The following is a 21,286-nucleotide window of genomic DNA, read 5'->3' on the forward strand; positions in this document are numbered from 1 at the left end:
GTGTTCAGAAATTATATTGTGATTCTTTGAACTCTATAGGAGCATTGAGCCTGAGAATCATCCGGAACATGCTATTGGCCTTGCTGTTTTTTGGATCGTTTCCAGTCATGGCAGTAGGCGAGAAGGGGTTATCTTTCTTTGACGTATTTCCTCAGTACCCGTTACCGATGTTGGTGATTGAACCACTGACGGGAGAGATTGTGCATGCCAATGAGGCCGCCGCCCAATTCTATGGGTATCCCGTTGAGGCCTTTGAGCAAAAAACCATTAATGATTTTAATTTATTAACACCAGACCAGGTGCGTCAAGAGCGTTTGGCTGCCTTATCAGAAAAACGCAATTATTTTATTTTTAGACATCGATTGGCATCAGGCGCAGTCCGCTTGGTTGCGGTTTATTCAAAGTCCTACTGGCTAAACAATCGATCGGTATTGCTTTCAACGATACTTCCGCTTGATCAATTTAATCAATTGCCGATAGGTCAAGCCATTCAACACTTAAATGTCGCCTTGGCAAAACAAGTTGATCAACAGAGCCAACAGCTCCTTAGGCAAAAAAATCAATTATTGATCGGGCTGGGACTGGCCTTAGCCGTGATGTCCTTGTTAGCCTTGATTATGTTTTGGCAATGGCGCCGTCAAAAACGCATCCAAACCCAGCTCGCTTCATTGCATGATGATTTCAAAGTTTTTTTAAATCACACTGGGGATTTTATCTACTTCAAAGATCAGCAACGGCGGATTCGGTTTTGTTCTTTGTCCATGGCGAAACTGGTTGGCGCGGATGATTGGCAATCTTTAATTGGCAAAACCGATTTTGAGATATTTCCAAAGGACATGGCGGAAATTTATTATCACGAAGAAGATCCTATTTATGAAATGGGTGAGCCATTGCTGAATAAGGTCAACCCTTATTACAAGGAAACTGGCGAAAAAGGGTGGGTGCAAACCCATAAGTGGCCAGTATGGGATGAGCCGGGTCAACAGGTGATAGGGATTTTTGGGATGAGCCGTGATATCTCTGAGATGTATCAGCTTCAGCAATCTTTAGAAACGGCTAAGCAACAAGCGGAAGAGGCCAATTTAGCCAAAACGGCTTTTGTTCAAAATGTCAGTCATGAAGTCCGAACCCCCATGACCACGATTCTGGGCATGAGTGAAATCTTAACCGGTCATAATCAAGACGCGTTAGATTATAAATTGAAATTGCACCATATTCACCGATCGGCACTGATGCTGATGACCTTGATTGATGACTTGAGTGATATCGCCAAAATTGAAACGGGCGAGTTTGAAATAGAAGCCTCTCCATTTTATTTGTCGCAATTGTTGCAAAGTATCCAAGATTTGTATGCGGCACAAGCTGATGAAAAAGGGGTGTTATTGCGATGTGAATCGACTGGACGTTTGAAAGAATCGATGGATTGCTTTAACGCCGATGCTAAGCGAGTTGGTCAGGTATTGTTTAACTTATTAGAAAATGCCATTAATGCCACCCATCAAGGTAAGGTCGAATTACGTGTCCAGTTGCGGGAAGCAAAAAATGACCAGGTCTGGTTGAAGTTTGAGGTAGAAGACACCGGCACAGGGATTGAGCAAACTCAGCAGACCGAACTGTATGAATTGTTCTTTCAGCATTATATCCATCCTTTGCAGCAAAAGCACCTTGGATTGAGTATGAGTCAATTGTTAGTACAGAAGTTGGGCGGCGATGGCTTGCAATTTAATAGTGAAAAGGGACAGGGGAGTGTGTTTTGGTTTGAAGTGCCGGTGACTGTTTGCAGTCAAGTAGATGAAGCGAGTTTAATCCATCGGCCTATTGAAGAGGTTGATGTGTCGCACCAAGCCAAAGTCCTGTTGGTGGAAGATAACCAATTGAATCAAAAAATAGCGATCGCATTTTTGAAGAAAATGGGTGTTGAAGCCACCGTAGCAGAAAATGGACAGCAGGCGGTTGATTTGTGTCAACAACAGTCCTTTGATCTGGTATTAATGGATATTCATATGCCAGTTATGGACGGTTATGAAGCCACTAAAGTCATTCGGGGGTTTGCCCCTAAGTTACCCATTGTTGCACTGACGGCAGCCGTGATGGCCTCTGATAAAGCAAAAGCCAAACAGGTGGGGATGAACGATCATTTGAGCAAACCCATTGTTTGGGAGAAGTTTCGGAAAACTATTCAACATTGGTTAGACCTCAGTCAAAATAACTTAAAATCGGTGCAAAAATCACAACCCTCCCGTCAAGTCGTATCAGGATCACCGGCTGATAAACGCCAAGATGAGCATCAAACGGCTGAAAATAGGGCGGCCCTTGAAAAGCAGTGGGCGCAGGCGGTCGAATTGCCAACCAAATCGGTTTACGATTTATTGATTGTTGATGATGTGAAAGAAAACCTAAGAATACTGGCCAATGGTCTGAGTGACCAGTACCAAATCCAAGTAGCGGATCGGGGTTATAAAGCCTTGGAGTTGGCAAAAACTTCTCCACAACCTGATCTCATCTTGTTGGATGTGATGATGCCTGATCTCGATGGGTTTGAAGTTTGCCGACTGCTAAAGAATGACACAAAAACCCATGCGATTCCAGTCATTTTTGTCACGGCTTTGGATGACCCTGATGAAGAAGCCAAAGGCCTTGATTTAGGGGCCGTCGATTTTATTGCAAAGCCCTTTAATTTACCCGTTATTCGTTCACGGGTACGCAGTCACCTTAACCTGAAAGTCAAAACCGATATGTTAGAAGAAATGTCGCATCTTGATGGCTTGACTCATATTGCCAATCGTCGTTTATTGGATGAGCGGTTATTGGAAGAAGCCAAACGTCATGCCCGCAATGGTCAAAGTCTAGGGCTGATTATGATTGATATTGATTATTTTAAAGCTTATAACGATCACTATGGTCACGGTAAAGGAGATGAATGTTTGATTGCCGTGGCCAACGCTTTAAAAGAGGCGGTTCACCGCCCTAGTGATTTGTTGGCACGGTATGGCGGTGAAGAATTCGCAGTGGTGTTACCGGATACCGATGCGGAAGGTGTGATGCAATTGGCCGATAAAATGCGCCAAGCTGTCAGTAACTTAAATTTGAGTCATCACCATTCGGCGGTAGCCGATCATGTCACCATCAGTGTGGGTGCGATCGCCAGTCAAATTGAAGATTCGCGCAGTGTGCAGGATTTATTAAAATATGCTGATTTGGCTTTATATCGCGCTAAGAAAGCAGGACGCAATCGAGTCAAATTGTCGCGCTGGAAACCAGGGGATGATATAGATGGCTCCAGTGCTTAATTGCACAAGTTCTCGTCGAAGCTTGCTCAAGGCTATGATGGCAGCAATGATGGCGCCGACAGCAATGGTTTTATCCAGTTGTAGTCATGATGCTAGCCCTTTGAAAGTGGGTGTTTCCCCTAGGATTGGTTCGGAACCCTTCTATTTGGCACGAGATACCGCTTTGATTCCAGAGGGTATTCAACTCTTACATTTTGCCAGTCAAACCGAGAAAAACGCCGCGATCATAGCGGGTGACCTAGATGCAATGACCCTGACGCTGGACGAAGTATTACAGCTTAGAGGCGTGGGGATTCCATTAACAGTGGTCACTGTGCTAAGTGTGTCAGCAGGCGCCGATATGTTGATTGTCAAACGCGATAAAACGGGGAAGAGCTTACTAAAGCCTGGTGCGCGTTTGGGGTATGAACCCAATAGTATTGGTGTTTTAATGTTAATGATGACGTTAAAAGAATTGGGATTGCAAAAGCATCAATTAACGCTGGTGCCCTTAGCTGTCGGTGAACCGCAAAAACAAGCCTGGTTGAACGATGAAGTTGATGCGGTCATTACGTATCAGCCCTTTTCCAGTGAACTCGTTCGGATGGGGTGTCAAGCTTATTTAACCAGCCGTGATTTGCCGAGAAATATTTATGATGTATTGGCGGTTCGTACCGATCATATTGATAAGAAGCGGCAACAAATACAGCAACTGATCGATACTTATTACCATGCATTAGAACATTTTGTTGTGTATCAAGATGATTCATTGTATCGTATGGCTACACGGCAAAAAGTGACCTTTGCCGAGGCTCAAGCCGCACTACAAGGAATTGTGATTCCAGGGAAAGAACTGAATGAAAAATGGTTAAGCTCCGAGTCAGAATTTAATGAGGCGGCGAAGCAGGTGAATCGATTGCTTTTCCAAGAAAGCGTTTTATCTAGACCGGATGAATTAGACGACTTTTGGCGTAATCAATTTTTATAATACCGTTGCATTGGCGGAAGTTTCGTTAATAAAAGGATTACTTAGGCTTTAACGCGCATGATTATTTTTTGCAGAATTCCTTTGTTCTGTTGGCATAGATGGACTTCACTTTTTGCACCTCTTTGGATTTGTCTTGCCCTCTGTCTATCGTCATGGGTTGTTCATGCTGTCGTGCCTGATGGTGTTGCTGTCAAACAATCAGACCCTGCTAAACTTGAACCGACGTTAGAAACCGCTACAAAAAAGACACTTCGTTTAGGCATCTATTTGCATCAAGGTCGTGACATCATGACCCAGCGCTACCAACCATTTATTGCGTATCTTAAAAAAGCCTTACCTGACTACCAATTAGAGTGGGAACTCTATTCTCCCAGTGGTTTTAAGGACGCTCTGAAAAACCATGAACTCGATGTGTTGTTTACCAATCCGAGCCTTTATCAGCTCATTCGATTTGAAAACAGCTTGGGGGCACCGATTGTAACTGCAAAACGGATTCGCAATGATGTGGTGATTTCCAGTTTGGGGGGAACTATTTTTACGCTAGCCTCCCAACGAAATATCAATCAGTTGCAAGATTTGACCGAGGCACGCATTGCCATTCCGACCTTTTCAAATACGGGTGCTTATCGTGTGCCCTTATATGAATTACACAAAATAGGGATTCACCGAAACCAATTGGACTTTCTTACAGTGGGGAATAATGATGATGTGGTCAGGGCGGTATTAGAGGGTCGGGCAGAAGCGGGTTTTGTGCGAACCGGTATTTTAGAAGATTGGATTCAAAGAGGGTTGATAAAGCGAGCCGACTTTAAGCTGATTAACTTACAGTATTTGCCATCCTTTCCATTTTGGTTGTCTTCTCAATTGGTGCCAGAGTGGCCATTTTTTGCACTTTCTCATGTCGATATGGAAACGGTGAAAGCGTTAACCGTGGCTCTGTATCAACTGCGACCTAATGACCCTGCTATCCACAAACTGGGGCTCGCTGGCTTTCAACCGGCGAAGGATTATTTACCGTTGGAAGAAATGTTAAAAGAAATGAATCTGCCTCCTTTTGAGAGGGATCCATCGGTGTATTGGCAGGATTTATGGTATCAATACCAAACATTGATCGTAGCGATTATGTTGGTCACCATTGGGTTTGTGGTGTTATCGGTGCTGAGAGAAAGGTTATTGCAAAAAGTAAAAGCCAGTGAACTCCTCGCGAATGAAGCCCGTATCAAAGCGCAAAAAGCGGATGCGGCAAAATCAGAATTTTTAGCAAATATGAGCCATGAAATTCGCACGCCACTAAATGCCATTATCGCGATGGCACAATTAGGGCAAACAGATGATCAGTTGCGAGCTTGCCAGGTTCACCATCAAAAGGTACAACATTCAGCCCAATTATTGTTAAGAATCCTAAATGACCTACTCGATTTCTCGAAGATGGAAGCGGGTGAATTGAAGATTGATCGACATGCCTTTCAACTACAGACCGTATTAAATGATTTGGCGACCCTCTTTGCGCCTTTGGCTCAGGAAAAAGGGTTGAGCTTTTCCATGCGCTGTGAAGGTGATGAAAATGACTATCAGCACTGGCAACTCATTGGCGATGGATTACGGTTGGGTCAGGTTTTATCAAACCTATTAGGAAATGCGGTTAAGTTTACAGAACAGGGTGTTGTGAGATTGACGGTGTCGCTGGACGCCCAAAAAAATAACCAGGCCTGGTTAAAATTTAGTGTTTCGGACACAGGGAAGGGGATTCCTAAACAGCAATATCAACAGTTATTTCAGCGCTTTAGTCAAGGAGATGCGTCTATCACGCGTCAATTTGGCGGTACGGGGCTTGGCTTGGCGATTAGTGAGCGATTAGTTAAGGCGATGGGGGGAGAAGGCATCGAATTTGAATCTGAAGAGGGCAACGGCACCTGTTTTTGGATGACCCTACCTTTTGAATATAGAATTGTGGCACCGACATCGATTCAATCTCAAGTCATCCCCGGATCGGCTAAACGTCAGCCATTACAGGGGCGGGTATTATTGGTTGAAGATAATAGTATCAACCAAGAGGTGGCATTGGAGCTTTTGGGGTCGGTTGGGGTGACTGTTAGGGTCTGTGATAACGGACAACAGGCCGTAGAGGCCTTGAAGCACGATCATTATGATATGGTGTTAATGGACATTCAAATGCCAGTCATGGATGCTTATGAAGCAACTCGACAAATTCGTAGCTTTAACCAAGCGGTGCCAGTGATTGCACTGACTGCGGCAGCAATGGAAGATGAGTTAGAACTGGCATTAGAGCAAGGCATGAATCATTATCTGACCAAACCCATTGATATGGACGCGCTTTATGAATTACTGGTGTTGTATTTACCTGCGCAATTAACACAACGATAAGCCGCGCTGGCGGGCTGTTTTATTCAATGACCAAAAGAGATACCGGTTAGCTTATCTGTCTCAAGCGTTTGACTCATTGGACAACATTGTTTCTGACAGGGTTTTTCGTAGGGTATCGGCTTTAAATGGTTTACTGATAAACCCATTCATCCCCGCTTCGAAACAGCGTTGCTTGTCTTCCAACATGGCATTGGCAGTCATTGCAATAATCGGCGTGGGTGTCAATTGGTAGCGATTTTCAAACTCGCGCCATAAACGAGTGGCTTCTAATCCGTCCATCACTGGCATCTGCATATCCATTAGTACCGCATCAAAGGATTGCTGTTTTAAGGTATCAAGTGCTTCCTGACCATTGTGGGCATGTTGCACTTCGTAGCCATTTTTCTTCAAGACAGCCATGGCAATTTTTCTATTCACTTCATTATCTTCGACCAATAAAATCTGCTGAGGTCTGCTCAAGGCGGTCTCATTGTCAGTTGATTTAATATGTGTATCGATTGTCTCATTCGACTCACGATTAATGGGTAAGGTCAGTGTAAAGTAGAAACGACTACCTTGCCCCGACTCACTGTCAAGGGCGACATCCGACTGCATCAGATTTAGTAAGCGACGGCAAATGGCGAGGCCGAGTCCGGTGCCACCATGTGTGCGTGTTGAGGAGGAGTCCGCTTGGCTAAATTCAGTGAATAGGTTTTGTTGGTCAGAAGCTTGAATACCTGGCCCAGTATCCATCACTTCAAACAACATGGTTTGTTTGGTTTGGTCTGATGCGGTTGACGATGTGAGCGTTATTTTCAGTTCGCAGTGCCCTTGTTCGGTAAATTTAACGGCATTGCCTAATAAATTTAATAGGATTTGTCTGAGTCGAGCATCATCGCCGATTAAATGGATGTTCAAGCGTTGATCCAGTGATAAGGTTAATTGAAGACCCTTGCGTTGGGCTTGCGCAGTTAAGGTTGTTAGGATGCCTTGGCAAAGCTGCTGTAAATTGAAAGGGTGTGGCTGGAGTTCAAATCTGCCTGCCTCCATTTTTGAAAAGTCCAAAATATCATTCAAAATGGTCATTAACGCATCGGCTGAATAGCGAACCGCTTCTAAGTGTTCTCGCTGATCTGTTGATAAATCGGTGTCGAGCAGCAATTCGGTCATGCCCATAATGCCATTCATTGGCGTTCGAATTTCATGACTCATGGTGGCAATGAAGTCACTTTTTGCCTGACTGGCGGCATCGGCAGCAATTTTGGCTTTTTTCAAAGAAGCCTCAAGATTCTTTTGCCCCGTAATATCGGTACGGATCGAGATGAACTGTGAGATTTTGCCAGTGGCATCGTACATAGGGACAATGGTGGCATTGACCCAGTAATAGCCACCGCCTTTGCGTTTATTTTTGACTTCCCCATGCCAAACCTGACCTTGTTTGACGGTTTGCCATAAATTAGCAAAAAATGCGCGGCTGTGTTGATCCGATTTGACCAAGCGGTGATTTTGTCCTAAAAGCTCTTGTTGGGAATACCCGCTTATTTTCAGGAATAAGTCATTAACGTAGGTAATATTGCCTTCTGGATCGGTAATACTGACAATAGCATGTTGGTCGAGGGCAAACTGTTGGTTCTTTAATGAGAAAATCATCTTACGGATGGTTTGGAAACTGTAGATGGCGTATATCAATAAAATGATGGAAAGTATCATTAATAACCAGGAATAAATGTTGGCACTTTTTTCCCGTTCGGCGATATAGGACGAATAAAAGTCACGAAGATTGACGCCAAATCGGTTGCCGGTATGGATCACTTGGTTGAGTTGTTCGTCAATTTCCGCGGTGACATCAATGATCAGTTGTGCATGCTTTTCCAAGCTTTTTAGGGGCGGTAACGGGTAGTTATTCAATGCTTGGATGTGTCGTTGGATTTCAACTGCATTGGCATTGGCTGTTTGTTGCTGAATTTTGGTCGGAGAAATTAGCAGCTGTTCAAGCTTTCGTAAGTGTTTGTGAATTTGGAGCAAATTATCCGTGGTTTGGAGTTGATTGATATGCGTATAGGTTTGGCTAATCAACTCTTCGGCATAGTAACGTGAATTTTTGAGTACCGCATTATGGGATAAAAACCGTTCTAATAGTAACGTTTTCTTTTCGAGTAGTCTCTGTTCCTCAGTTATAATTTGGTTGTAATTGATGGAATGAACAGGTGGAAGTTGGTCGAATATTGGCCAGAGTTGCTCGTAATGAAATTCGATATAGATCAGGGTTTGGTTAATGGGGTCATAGTTATTAAGCAGTTGATAACGACTTTTTAATAACAGCTCGGTTAATTTACTATTACCTAAAATAAGGGCATTAATATGTTGACTGATACGTTCATTCTTCTGGATATCAATATTGCGGCTGGATTGAAAAAAGAAAGCAATCAGCCCTAATAAAACCAAGATAAAGATAAAGTGTTTGTATTGATTCAACCAATTCGGTTTTTGTATTTTTGAGTGCATTACTGAGTCGGTTCCAAAGCAGGGACCTTTCCGGCCAATGAGATTAAAAAGGCTTCAATGTCATGAATATCTTCCGGTGTTAATTCAATGCCGAGCTGATACCATGCCATTTTGGTAATCGCATCGCTGAGTTGCCAGACAGAGCCATCATGAAAATAAGGTGCAGTCATGCTGACGGCTCGTAATGATGGGACTTTAAATTCGTGTCGTTGATCTTCTTCACCTGTTAGGTTAAAACGTCCTAGATCTGCTTGGGTAATATTGTCACGGTCGGCAAAGTAATCATTTAAGGTCCCTATTTTTTCAAACAATCCACCACCGACTGCTGCACCCTGGTGACAAGCAATGCAGCCATAGTTGGTAAATTTTTCATAACCCCTTTTGGCAGCATCTGAAATGGCATCTGCATCCCCTTTGAGCCACTGATCAAAGGGGCTGTCGAGTAAGACTAAACTACGTTCAAAGCTTGCAATGGCAAAAGCCAGGTTCTCAGCGGTAATGGGTAACGAAAAAGCGGTTTTATATTGCTGAATGAACTGGGGATCGAGTTTCAGTTTATAAATGACTTCCTGCCAGTTGGATCCCATTTCGATTGGGTTGTGGATAGGGCCTTCAGCCTGCTCTTCAAGTGTTTGAGCGCGGCCATCCCAGAATTGGCGGATATTGTAAGCACTATTAAAAACGGTTGGCGCATTGATTGGACCAACTTGCCCATGAATGCCGACGGATTTAGGCATGTTATCATCGCCACCCGTTTGCAAGTTGTGACAGGTTGCACAAGAGATACTGTTGTCTTGTGAAAGGCGGTTGTCAAAAAACAATTGCTGTCCGAGTGAAACGACTTTCGGGTCTAGATTGGTTGCGGGCTGAAGAGGGGTAATGGGTGCAATTGGGTCTTCTGTTGGTAATTGCGGCGAATAGAGTATTTGGGATTGGCTGATTTGGGCTTGTTGTTGCCACCAATACCAAACAAAAGATGCGGCTAGCAGGATGAGAATAGTTGCGAGCAATAAAGAGGATTTATTTGTTTGCGTCATTTTAGCGCATTACCCTTAAATTAAGAGAATTCTTTCGGTCAGCTTATTATAGCAAAGCTAAAAAACTTGACTTAAAAACCATTCAAAAATCCACATCAAGCTGACCTCTAGATCGTGGATAATTGCAGAGCCAGTGCTATTTTGATGATTTACGCTTCTGGCGTGACTTTGGCTTAGCACTTTTTTTGATTTTCTTTTTGGATTTAGGTTTCTTCGGACGAGATAAATAATCCTTTAAAGAATAATTGGCTTCAAGCCCCGCGATTTTTGCCAGCGGAATCTTATGTTGTAGGTGGTACTCAATGCGTTGAAAGTTACGGATATCATGGCGTTCAACCAAATTAATGGCAATGCCGACCTGTTGTGCACGCCCAGTTCGACCAATACGGTGAATATAGGTATCGCCTCGGAAGGGGATATCGTAATTAATGACATGAGTAATATTCAGCATATCAAGTCCACGTGCCGCCACATCCGTTGCCACCATGACTTTGACTTTGCCTTGGGTAAATTTTTGGGTTTTTTCCATGCGCTTGGCTTGAATAAAGTCGCCATGCAAGACGGTGCTAGAGATAGCCTGAGTTTGCAACCAATCGTTAAGTTCAATTGCACGTTCTTTCTTATTACAAAAAACCAACGCACTTTGGCAGGTTTCATCATTTAATATGACTTTTAGTAAGGCTTGTTTATGTTCTTTATCATTGGCAAGGTAAGCCAGTTGCTGCACTTGTTGTGACTGTTGATTAGCAGCATCAACTTGAATGACCGTCGGATTATCCAGTACTTCCTCAGCAAATTTAGCGAGACCTGACCCAGCTAGAGTGGCCGAAAAGCAGGCGGCTTGAAAGTCTCCCGGAATAGCTTCAATTAACGCTGACACATCAGGGCCTTGGCCCATGTCTAACATACGATCTGCTTCATCAATAATGAGCAACTCAACATTGGAAAGATCAATATATTCTTTGCTCATAATATTCAGTAAGCGCCCAGGGGTTGCCACTAAAATATCCAGTTGAGTTTGAAGCGCAGCCAGTTGTTTATCGGCGGCAAACCCGCCCGTAATCACATTACTTTCGAAGTGACAATAGCTGCCGAGCTGTTTAATGACCTTGTGAATTTGGATTGCCAACTCGCGTGTTGGCGCGAGAATCAAGACTCTGACCTGACTGCTGGGACGTGGATCATCCAGTAGAAACTGTAAAGCCGGTAATACGAAGGCTGCGGTTTTGCCTGTTCCCGTTGCTGCGCCAGCCAGGACATCTTTACTCAATAACATTTCAACAATGGCCTGTTGCTGAATGGGGGTAGGTTTGTGAAAGTGCTGCTGTTCAATGGCGCTGAGGAGCTTGGGGTCTAAATCTAATTCTTCAAAGGTCATGGTTCACTCATTTATGACAGGTTATGGCGAGACAATATTATAGCAAGGCTCGTACTGGTCAGTGCCCAGTTTCATACGGCGTTGTTCGACAAAACGTTTTAATAATTGATCGATATGTTGCATGATGATTGGATCACCGGTAATTTGGAAAGGGCCATGCTGTTCAATTTGAGCAATCCCTTCGCTTTTTACATTGCCTGCAACGATGGCGGAAAACACACGCCGTAATTGCCCAGCTAATTCATGACTGGGTTGATCTCGATGCAGTTTTAATTCGGCAACACTTTGGTGCGAAGGGAAAAAGGGTTGTTGGAGATCAAACGGGATATGCAGGTTCCAATTGAAATAATAGGCATCACTGGTGGCATTACGATAAGCCGTGACGTGTTCGATGCCATCTTTTAAAAAATCGGCAACGTCTTCCGGTTGATTGATTAAAACGGTAAGTTTTTGAATGGCTTCTTTTCCTAACGCTTGTTCAATAAAGTCCAATACCGCTTCGAAATAGGCTCGACCTGACTCTGGTGCAGTCAATACCACGGGAAAAGGAATATTGTTATTTTGAGGGTGCAGTAAAATACTGAGCAGGTATAAGATCTCCTCCAAAGTACCCGCGCCCCCCGGAAAAACCACGATGCCGTGACCAATGCGCATAAAGGCTTCTAGGCGCTTTTCAATATCTGGAAAGATGGTTAATTCATTGACAATTGCATTGGGGGCTTCTGCGGCAATAATGCCTGGCTCGGTTAGACCGATAAAACGAGGGGTCGTATAGCGTTGTTTGCCGTGACCTAACACTGCGCCTTTCATAGGACCCTTCATCGCCCCTGGACCGCATCCGGTGCAAATGTCGAGCTTACGTAACCCTAACTGGTAGCCAATTTGTTTGGTGTATTTGTATTCATCCAGACTAATCGAATGGCCGCCCCAGCAAACCACGATATTCGGGTCGATATCCGGCTGCATAATTTCGGCATTGCGGGCGATATGAAATACGGCATTGGTGATACCAAAAGGGGTTTCTAAATCGAATTCAGAGTTTTCGATAATGTCGTTTTGCGCATAGATCAAGTCGCGAATAACGGCGGAAAGATGTTCTTGCAAACCTACAATCATTTCGCCATTAACAAAAGCATGCTCTGGGGCATTGTCGATTTCAATTTGCAATCCTCGACCTTTAGTATGGACTTGTATTTGAAATTCTGGGTGGGCGTTGAGTAGAGCCGTGCCACTGTCGCCTTTTGCACCCGTGTTTAATACGGCAAGGCTACACCGCTTTAAAACTTCATTGAGCCCTTCTGCCGTTTGGTCGCAAAGTTGTTGCGCTTCTTTATAAGAGAGGATTTGGAGTGCGCCTGCAGGGCGAATTAAAACTTTTTTGATTGGGTTATTCATGGTAGATTGTGCTTAATTTATTCATTTTTAACAGGATACTATTATGCGCTCAAAAGCACCTTACGAGGAAGGTTTTTTAATCATTTTGCTGGTGGCGGCAATTTTAGGCTTACTCTGGTTGTTTTCCCCCTTTTTAGAAGGGTTGTTATTTGCCATGATTTTAGCGACGGCAACTTATAGTTTGTATCTGAAGGTGTTACCGAACGTGAATGAGTCGGAAGACTTGGCGGCAGCGATAATGAGTCTTGCTGTGTTCTTAACCGTGATCGCGCCCGTCAGTTATTTACTCTTGGAAGTGGGGCTTCAAGTTGGTAGTTTGGTGACGCAGGCGCAGAACTGGTTATCACAACAAACGCCGCAGAGTTTATCTGAATTGAATCAAAACTTGGTTGCGGTATTGCCTTTGCCAGAAGGGTCTCAGCTACAACTGATCAACCAATTGAAAACGCATTCAGGCGATATTATTCAATTTGCACAACAAGCCATACTGTTTTTGGTTCAGGGTATTTTTGGCAGTACCACGTCTTTTTTGACATTTATCTTTTTGGCGGTCTTTGCGCTGTACTTTTTTTATCGCGATGGACATCGCATCGCGTTTCATTTAAAGGTGCTATCCCCATTAGAAAATTTTTATGACACTATGATTATGACTCGATTCTCCAATCTCTCAACCATCTTATTGCTTTCGGTATTGGGAATCGCCTTAATGCAAGGAGTGGTCTTTACGATTTTAGCTTGGGTACTGGGCTTGCCGGGACTCTTTATCGGATTAGCAATTGCCATTACTTCCTTTATTCCATTAGTCGGTGCGGCGCTTATTTGGGTCCCGTTAAGTTTATTATTAGCTGCTCAAGGTGACTATGTTTCAGCCGGTTGGGTAGTGTTTTTCGGCGCAGTGGTGAATGGCTTTTTGATTGATAATTTATTGCGGCCATTATTGATTCGGCGCATTGCAAATTCCTTGGGTGGCGCATCGGATGAACTTGCCGTTGCCAATCATACCTTGATTACCGTATTGGCGACCTTCGCAGGGTTAATTCATTTTGGTATGATCGGCCTATTTTTTGGCCCTGTTATCGCGGCAATGGCCATTACCATCTTTGATGTTTATGCCCATAAAAATTCGGAGTTATTGGATCGTAGTTGAATGCACTTAATTGAATTGCTTTTGGGGGCATTAAAAACATCAATAAGCACGGTGAGAGTGAAGTGGTATTATCCTCTAAATGATGCGAAATACATCAGTTCTGAAACCCTTTTTGAGGAGGATGTTATGATAAAACGCAAGTTAGTGGGCTTGATTGCAATGAGTTTATTCACCACGTTAAGCTGGGCTCAACAGAATGAAGATCCTTTTGTGGCAGGCTTTGAACGTTGGGCAGAGGAAGTAAGCTGGCAAGATAAGGGCGTGATGTCTGGCGCTGCAGAAATCTATGCTAATGAAGCCAAAGCGACGATTCGTTCTGCCGGTTATATTGGCAAAGTGTTACCACTTCCTAAAGCAGTCAAGGTTGCGGAAGGTGTTTATACCGTTGTCGGAAGTCAGATTTGGCATAACCCATCGAATTTTGGCTTTAATAATAATATTTCGTTTGTGATTTTTAAGGATGGCGTTTTTGTATTTAATACGGGCGCGAATCCAGCAATTTCCTACAGTGTTCATCAGCAAATCAAACAAATTACCGATAAGCCAGTGAAATGGGTTGCGGTTGAAAATAATCAAGGTCATGCCTATTTTGGTGCCAGTTATTGGGTGGATATTGGCGTGAAGCATCTATATTCCAGCGACATGGCCAATGGTCAATTTGATGTTGGGTTTGAACGCGCTAAAGCAGAGTGGTCTGAACGGGTTGGTAAAGCATTGATGAATGATATTCGCAATGTTTCTGATCGCTTTACCACTTTTGATAATGAAATGGAAATCGATGTGGGGGGCGGAGAATCTATTCACTTAATTGATTTTGGTCCCGGTCATACACCCGCTTCGACCAGTGTTTATATCCCTTCTCGTAAGTTGTTGCTGGCAGGCGATTTAGCGTTTAATGAGCGGATGCCGGTGATGTTTACTTATACCAATAGCATTGCTTGGATGGAATCGTTTGAAGCGATGATGGCAAGAATTCCGAAAGATACGACTGTGGTGCCTGGGCATGGTACGCCAACCAACATGGCAACTGTGAAAAAACAAACCTATGATTATTTCCGCTATGTACAAGCAGAGGTGCAAAAAGTGGTGGATGACGGTGGGGACTTAGAAGCCGCAGAAAATGTTGATCAATCAAAATATAAAGATCGTCCGGTGTTTGAGCAGGCTGCAAAAAATAATGCGCGTAAAATCTATTATGAAATTACCGGTGGAGATTTTTAGTTCTTACTAGGGTAATGCTTAAGAAACGACCAGGCCTGGTCGTTTTTTTATGTCTAGGATTTATGATAGGCCTCAATAAACCGTTGTGTTTCAGCGGCATTGATGGGTTTCGAAAGATAATAGCCTTGAATTTCATGACAGCCCATTTCTTTCAATAGTCTGGCTTCTTCCGCATTTTCAATACCTTCAGCAATAACTTGACGGTTCATGCTGTTGGCAATGGCAATAATGGCTCTAACAATGGCTTGGTCTCCAAGGTTGACCGTCATATCTTTGATAAAAGCGCGGTCGATTTTAATATATTCGACGGGGAACTTTTGTAAGTATTCGAGTGAGGAGTAGCCGGTACCAAAGTCATCAATGGCAATGGTTGCGCCGGTTGCCTTTAACGCTTCTAATGTTTGCAATGCAGAATCTGGGTTTTGCATGGCAATACCCTCTGTAATTTCCAAATCAAGTAATTCAGCAGGCAGTTGTGCCTCTTTAAGTACCTGTTCAATATGGCCAGCCAGGTCTGTTTTTAGGAATTGACGCGCTGATAAGTTAATGCCAACTCGGATCGAATGGCCTTGATCATGCCAAGCTTTGGCCTGATTGACGGCACTGCGTAATGTCCAATCGCCAAAAGCGTGTATTAAGTCCATCTCCTCAATGATCGGCACAAATTCAACGGGTGAGATCATGCCCAGTTCTGGGTGCTGCCACCTGACAAGTGCTTCAACGCCGACGATATTGTCAGTCTGTAAGTCCAGTTGTGGTTGATAATGTAGAACAAATTGGTCTTGCTGAAGTGCTTGATGTAATGCGGTTTCTAAGGTCAATCTTCTGGAGTGATCTGGTTGTTGTTCCGGATCATAGAACTGAAATTGATTGCCCCCAAGTGCTTTGGCATTTCTTCTAGCTTGTACAGCCGCTTGCAATAACTCGGCGCTTGAGTGCCCATCTTTGGGAGAAGTCGCGATGCCAACACTGGTCTCGATATGAACGATCGTTTGAGCTATTTCAAAGGGGATTGAGAGTTCAGCTTGTAATGACATTATCCAAGATTCGAGTTTTGCCGTTGTCATTTTCGAATTAATTAGAATACAAAATTCATCAGCACTCATTCGAGCACATGGAAAATTGTGACTCAGGTACTTGCGGAGCCGATTAGCAAAGTCACTTAAAAATTCGTCCCCTTGTGCATGCCCCAAGGTGTTGTTAATGAGATTAAAACGATCAATATCAATCGAAATGACCGCCAGAGAACCGGGTTCATAAGGCTCAGATAAGGTTTTATCGAGTTGTTGAGTAAAATGAAATCGATTGCTGAAATGGGTAATCGGATCATAATGCGTTTGAAATTCGAGTGCTTTTTCAGTCTGCAGTAGGTCTGAAATATCTTGAATCACTCCGAAAATCTTTTGATTTTCATCCAATTCAGCAATGACTCGAATATGATAGGTTTGACTTGAAAAAATGAGATCGTGCTGTAAAGAAATACGGTCGGATTTCCCTTGGAGTAAGGCTTGGGCAGACAATTGAATATTGGGAATTTGTTCTTCTGGAACCAGTTGCAAGTAATCAGCAAGGTTTCGTGGGCTCTGGCCGGATTGGAGTGCGAACAGTTGGGTTAAGCTTTCCGACCACCTCATTTGGTCATGTTGGGGATCCCATTCCCAAAATCCTAAGCGTGCAACTTCTTGTGCGTGAGACTGATGTAATTGTGCGCGGGTTAACTCTTGAGTCAAACCATAGGTTCTTAAAGCATATCGAACGCGTCTGACAAGCAACGGCCAGTTGATGGGTTTGGTAATAAAGTCAGTGGCGCCTGCAGAGAAGGCGGAATCAATAGCCTGAATGTCGTCTAACCACGTTAGCATTAAAATTGGCACGGGGTGGATATGAGGCATTGATCTTAGCGTTTTACAGGTTTCAAAGCCATCTATGCCGGGCATAATGACATCCAATAAAATTAGGTCAGGTTGTTGTGACTGACAAATTTCGATGGCTGTTTGACCGCTTTCAGCTTGAATGAGGTGATAGCCTTCTTTCGCCAATATCTTTGAGAGTGTTAAGCGAATACTGGTATCGTCATCAATGACAAGAATAGTTTGTTGGCTCATTTTCCAAGTGTCTTCTCTGGTAATAGGTCTATCGGTTTGCCATATAGTCCGAAATAGCCTGTTCTAGGTCAGCAGCCTGTTTTTCAAGTTGCGGTAGCAGGGGGGCAACTTGATCAAGCTCATCTGCTTTTCCTAACGCTTCTATTTGTCTTGATGTTTCAGACAATTGTAACCCACCAATATTGGCTGCACTACTTTTTAAGGTATGCGCTGCGTGAAAAACAGCGGCGGCTTGTTGTGCCTCCATTCCTAATAGAATATCGTTAATAAGCTTGGGTAGTTGCTCCAAAAAGGGCGTTAGAATGGCATCCAGGTCACCATCCAATAATTCGAAGAGCTCATCAAGTGTCGGTTTTTCAAGCGTGGGATGGGTCATGTTTATAATTCCTTGATTTCCATTTTGACCTTTATATTCGGTATTTGAGCGGTGTTACTCACCAATTTATTAAGAAATTGGGTACAGGTCGGTATTAAAAACGGTTTAATTAAGACTCAAAACCTATGTAAATAATAACATGCCCAAATGAATTTGAGGGTAACAAATGCGATTTGACTCGTTAATAAAAGTCACCACCACGGGTGGTGACTTTTTGTAGGTTGCTGAATGGCGAAAAGGCTTTCTAATGCTGAGTAAATACCATTACTGATAGGACTGCTTGAATCATTGCGGTGACGCTATCCGTTGCCATGCCTATGCCAATTCGTGATTGCTTTGATTGCTGTACAAGTACATAGGCAATGGCTTTGGAGTGAGTGCCGGACTCTATGGCATGTTCCGCATAATCTAAGATTTCAAAAGAGATCCCAGTACGTTGAGTAAAGGCATCGCATAAAGCACTTAGAGTGCCATTACCCTGTCCTTGCCAAACTTCGCCATCGATTTCTATTTTTAGTTGTTCAAGTTCGCCCTCGCAATCCAGTTGATATTGGCGGATTGTGTGTTGAGGTTGATTTAAATGATAGTGATCTACAAAGCCTTCATAGAGTTGCTGATGACTGACAATTCCATCCGTCTCTTCCGCCATCTGTTGGGCTATAGGGGCAAAATCTTGCTGCACCCATTTCGGAAGGTCAAGTCCGTATTCTTGTGCTAACACAAAGGCAGTACCGGCTTTCCCAGATTGGCTATTGACGCGAATAATGGCTTCATAGTCGCGCTGTAAATCCTGTGGGTTAATGGGCAAATAAGCGACTTGCCATTGAGAATCATTCGTTTGATGCATTAGGCACTTGCGAATCGCGTCCTGGTGGCTGCCTGAGTAAGCCGTATAAACCGCTTCACCCACCCAAGGGTGGCGAGGGTGTGTTTGGATTCGGGTCACCTCTTCAAAAAGCGAAATCCATTCGTCAGGGTGAGATAAATCCAATTGCGGGTCAATCCCTTCACTATAGAGATTCATTGCTAAAGTGACAATATCCATATTACCGGTGCGTTCACCATTACCCAATATCGTGCCTTCAACCCGATCCGCTCCGGCTAATAGCGCCAATTCTGCAGCGGCAACCGCACAGCCTCGATCATTATGTGTATGGACTGAAATAATTGCCGATTCGCGGTTAGATAAATGCTCAATAAAGTATTCGACTTGATCAGCAAACCGGTTGGGGGAAGTGCTTTCAACGGTGGCAGGTAAATTAAGAATACAGGGTTGCTTCGGAGAGGGCTGCCAAATTGCCATGACGGCTTCACAGACCTCGACCGCATAATCGGCTTCGGTTTGTGAAAAACTCTCAGGCGAATATTGAAAGGTCCATTGGGAGTCTGGGTAATCTGCCGCATATTGCTGTACCCATTCTGCCCCCTGAATCGCCATCGCCTTGATATCAGCTTTGGATTTACAAAACACTTTTTCGCGTTGAAGTGTCGAAGTGGTGTTGTAAACGTGTACCACGGCTTGTTTTACACCAGAAAGGGCTTCATAGGTTCGCTTAATCAAATGTTCTCTAGCTTGCACTAATACCTGAACGGTTACATCGTCAGGAATATGTTTTTCTTCAATTAAGCGACGTGTGAATTCGTACTCCGGTTGACTGGCTGATGGAAAACCAATTTCAATGGTTTTGAACCCCATCTTAACGAGTTGGTGCCAGACGCGAAGTTTTTGTTCGACGGTCATTGGGTGGGCTAAAGCCTGGTTGCCGTCGCGTAGGTCGACACTTGCCCAAATAGGCGCCTGGGTAAGACGACGATTCGGCCACTGACGATTGGGTAAATCAGGCGTGGCAGTCGGGCAATAGCGGTTTGGGTTCATGGTGGACATTAAACTTCCTCGTGTCGTTGGTTAAGGGATCTTCCTTGTTAAAAATTATATCGAAAAGAGTGCGCTATAAAATTGTGAAATATAGACTGATTTTGATCGTATTTGCATGAATGTTCTTAATATTAATTAATTTATGAAATATAATTCTAATTAAGGTGTTTTTATTGATATAACTAAGGGGGTGTTTATGAAGTCGTTTGATGCATATGATCGAAAAATGTTGGATCGGTTACAAAACGATGGCCGTTTAAGCAATCAAGAGTTGGCTGATCAAATCGGTCTGTCGCCATCAGCGTGTTTAAGGCGTTTCAAAGCTTTGGAGGCATCGGGCGTGATTGTTGGGTATCGCACTTTATTAGATGCCAAGCGCTTGGGTCTGGATTTAATGGCGCTGGTGCATATTTCGATGGATAAACACACGCAAGAGCGCTTTCGGGTGTTTGAAGAAGCGGTGCAGGCTTTACCCAGTGTGATGGAGTGTTTGCTGTTAACAGGGCAATCAGCCGACTACCAATTAAAAGTCGTGGTAAAAGATCTAGAAGCCTATCAAGATTTATTGCTGAATCATATCACCCAACTCGAAGGCGTCAGCGGCGTACATACTAGTTTTGTGTTAAGAAAGGTGGTTGATAAAACGGCATTGCCAATTGGCTAAGGGTGGCATTTGACCATCAAAAATGCCCAGGCCTGGCGTTTTTAATACATCATATTAAAGTTACTATCAAGCAGTATTTTGAACTAAAAGCTCCTCAAAAGGGGCTTTTTTATTGCATTTTTTAACTTTTTTACGACCTATTTTTTGAATTTCCTATTGAACTTTTGCTCTCAAACATTTTATTTCGCTGGACGGTCAATCAATGCTTTCTCGCCGGTGAACACAGAAAAATATGGAATCCTGTCCTTCTTTTTTCTCTGGCACCTCTCGCCAATTGCGAAGCAAGGGCTCACTTTTGCACAAGGGCGACCAAACTCTCCGAGATTGGATTGGATTTGGTTTGTTTGACGAGAGCAATGCTGTTTTCTTGAAAGCAAGTTGAAGAGGTATAATATAGGAACATAATATATATAATACTTGTACTAGAATCGCCTATAATGCTACATATATAAAAAAATTCATGTTGTTGCACTAATTAAATTCAGGACTTATGTGATTAATTTTTCTAAAAAAATAACTAAAAGTCAATTTTTCCAATCTTTTATTACCATTACTTTCATTGTAACGGCTTTTTTTCTAACGGCTTTTGCTTGGTATAAAGGGCAGACATTGGAAGAATTTGCAAACCACAAAGCAAATCAGGCTAACCTTCTAAAAATTAGTGCAAGCAATTTATTTTATGAAATTGATGCTTTGTTTGGAGATTTAACTTTCTTAGCGAACAATATTGAATACAACTTCATTAATGAAGTCAAAAGCCCCCAAGACATGGATGAGTTTATTAATGAAATCGAAGTTTTGTTTAGCAAGTTTGCTGATTCACAACAGAATCAATACCGAATAAGATATCTAGACAATAGTGGTTAGGAAATTGTTCGATTAAATACCAGTGGTGAAGACGTTGAGTTTGTTACAAAATCTGAATTACAGAATAAGAGCAATCGCTATTATGTTCAAGATA

14 protein-coding genes are annotated in these 21,286 nt (G+C 43.2%); 7 read left to right on the forward strand and 7 right to left on the reverse strand.

Going from position 1 to position 21,286, the window contains the following annotated elements; translation table 11 throughout:
• Positions 1 to 107: 107 nt before the first annotated feature.
• The 3 genes from CYQ88_RS07055 to CYQ88_RS07065 all read left to right on the forward strand — a co-directional run bounded on the left by CYQ88_RS07055 (position 108) and on the right by CYQ88_RS07065 (position 6,642).
• Entirely contained in the window at positions 108 to 3,290 is a 3,183-nt protein-coding gene (locus tag CYQ88_RS07055; protein ID WP_158236024.1) for a response regulator, read from the forward strand.
• On the forward strand, positions 3,274 to 4,257 hold the full coding sequence (locus tag CYQ88_RS07060; protein WP_101840654.1) for an ABC transporter substrate-binding protein: 984 nt from the start codon (positions 3,274 to 3,276) through the stop codon (positions 4,255 to 4,257). Before CYQ88_RS07055 ends, CYQ88_RS07060 begins: the two co-directional genes overlap by 17 nt.
• A 171-nt stretch (positions 4,258 to 4,428) precedes the next feature.
• Positions 4,429 to 6,642: a PhnD/SsuA/transferrin family substrate-binding protein gene (locus tag CYQ88_RS07065; RefSeq protein ID WP_158236025.1), complete on the forward strand. Its 2,214-nt coding sequence runs from the start codon at positions 4,429 to 4,431 to the stop codon at positions 6,640 to 6,642.
• 60 nt (positions 6,643 to 6,702) lie between these two features.
• On the opposite strand, the gene CYQ88_RS07070 is transcribed toward CYQ88_RS07065, so the two are convergent.
• The 4 genes from CYQ88_RS07070 to ppnN form a co-directional block, all read right to left on the reverse strand.
• Positions 6,703 to 9,126 (reverse strand): DAHL domain-containing protein, encoded by a 2,424-nt coding sequence (locus tag CYQ88_RS07070; RefSeq protein WP_101840656.1) that lies wholly within the window; start codon positions 9,124 to 9,126, stop codon positions 6,703 to 6,705.
• Positions 9,126 to 10,163 (reverse strand): cytochrome-c peroxidase, encoded by a 1,038-nt coding sequence (locus CYQ88_RS07075; RefSeq protein WP_101840657.1) that lies wholly within the window; start codon positions 10,161 to 10,163, stop codon positions 9,126 to 9,128. Before CYQ88_RS07075 ends, CYQ88_RS07070 begins: the two co-directional genes overlap by 1 nt.
• A 136-nt stretch (positions 10,164 to 10,299) precedes the next feature.
• Entirely contained in the window at positions 10,300 to 11,541 is a 1,242-nt protein-coding gene (locus CYQ88_RS07080; RefSeq protein WP_101840658.1) for a DEAD/DEAH box helicase, read from the reverse strand.
• 21 nt (positions 11,542 to 11,562) lie between these two features.
• The gene (gene ppnN / locus CYQ88_RS07085) at positions 11,563 to 12,936 is read right to left on the reverse strand and encodes a nucleotide 5'-monophosphate nucleosidase PpnN (protein WP_101840659.1); all 1,374 of its coding nucleotides are present in this window, start codon (positions 12,934 to 12,936) and stop codon (positions 11,563 to 11,565) included.
• Positions 12,937 to 12,979: 43 nt separating this feature from the next.
• Between ppnN and CYQ88_RS07090 the strand changes: the two genes are divergently transcribed.
• Entirely contained in the window at positions 12,980 to 14,083 is a 1,104-nt protein-coding gene (locus CYQ88_RS07090) for an AI-2E family transporter (RefSeq protein ID WP_101840660.1), read from the forward strand.
• 126 nt (positions 14,084 to 14,209) lie between these two features.
• Positions 14,210 to 15,304, forward strand: a complete 1,095-nt coding sequence (locus tag CYQ88_RS07095) for an MBL fold metallo-hydrolase (protein ID WP_199170176.1) — start codon at positions 14,210 to 14,212, stop codon at positions 15,302 to 15,304.
• A 53-nt stretch (positions 15,305 to 15,357) separates the two neighbouring features.
• On the opposite strand, the gene CYQ88_RS07100 is transcribed toward CYQ88_RS07095, so the two are convergent.
• From CYQ88_RS07100 to CYQ88_RS07110, 3 genes are all read right to left on the reverse strand, one after another.
• The gene (locus CYQ88_RS07100) at positions 15,358 to 17,409 is read right to left on the reverse strand and encodes an EAL domain-containing protein (RefSeq protein WP_101840661.1); all 2,052 of its coding nucleotides are present in this window, start codon (positions 17,407 to 17,409) and stop codon (positions 15,358 to 15,360) included.
• Positions 17,410 to 17,437: 28 nt separating this feature from the next.
• Complete coding sequence (locus CYQ88_RS07105) at positions 17,438 to 17,785, reverse strand: Hpt domain-containing protein (protein WP_101840662.1); 348 nt, start codon at positions 17,783 to 17,785, stop codon at positions 17,438 to 17,440.
• 244 nt (positions 17,786 to 18,029) lie between these two features.
• The gene (locus tag CYQ88_RS07110; protein WP_233188837.1) at positions 18,030 to 19,670 is read right to left on the reverse strand and encodes a 2-isopropylmalate synthase; all 1,641 of its coding nucleotides are present in this window, start codon (positions 19,668 to 19,670) and stop codon (positions 18,030 to 18,032) included.
• Between the two features lie 187 nt (positions 19,671 to 19,857).
• On the opposite strand from CYQ88_RS07110, the gene CYQ88_RS07115 reads away from it, so the two are divergent.
• Positions 19,858 to 20,325 (forward strand): Lrp/AsnC family transcriptional regulator, encoded by a 468-nt coding sequence (locus CYQ88_RS07115; protein WP_101840663.1) that lies wholly within the window; start codon positions 19,858 to 19,860, stop codon positions 20,323 to 20,325.
• 492 nt (positions 20,326 to 20,817) lie between these two features.
• Positions 20,818 to 21,192 (forward strand): hypothetical protein, encoded by a 375-nt coding sequence (locus CYQ88_RS07120; RefSeq protein WP_101840664.1) that lies wholly within the window; start codon positions 20,818 to 20,820, stop codon positions 21,190 to 21,192.
• The last annotated feature ends 94 nt before the right edge of the window (positions 21,193 to 21,286 follow it).

Source organism: Hydrogenovibrio sp. SC-1, from assembly GCF_002848135.1.
Lineage (GTDB): Bacteria > Pseudomonadota > Gammaproteobacteria > Thiomicrospirales > Thiomicrospiraceae > Hydrogenovibrio.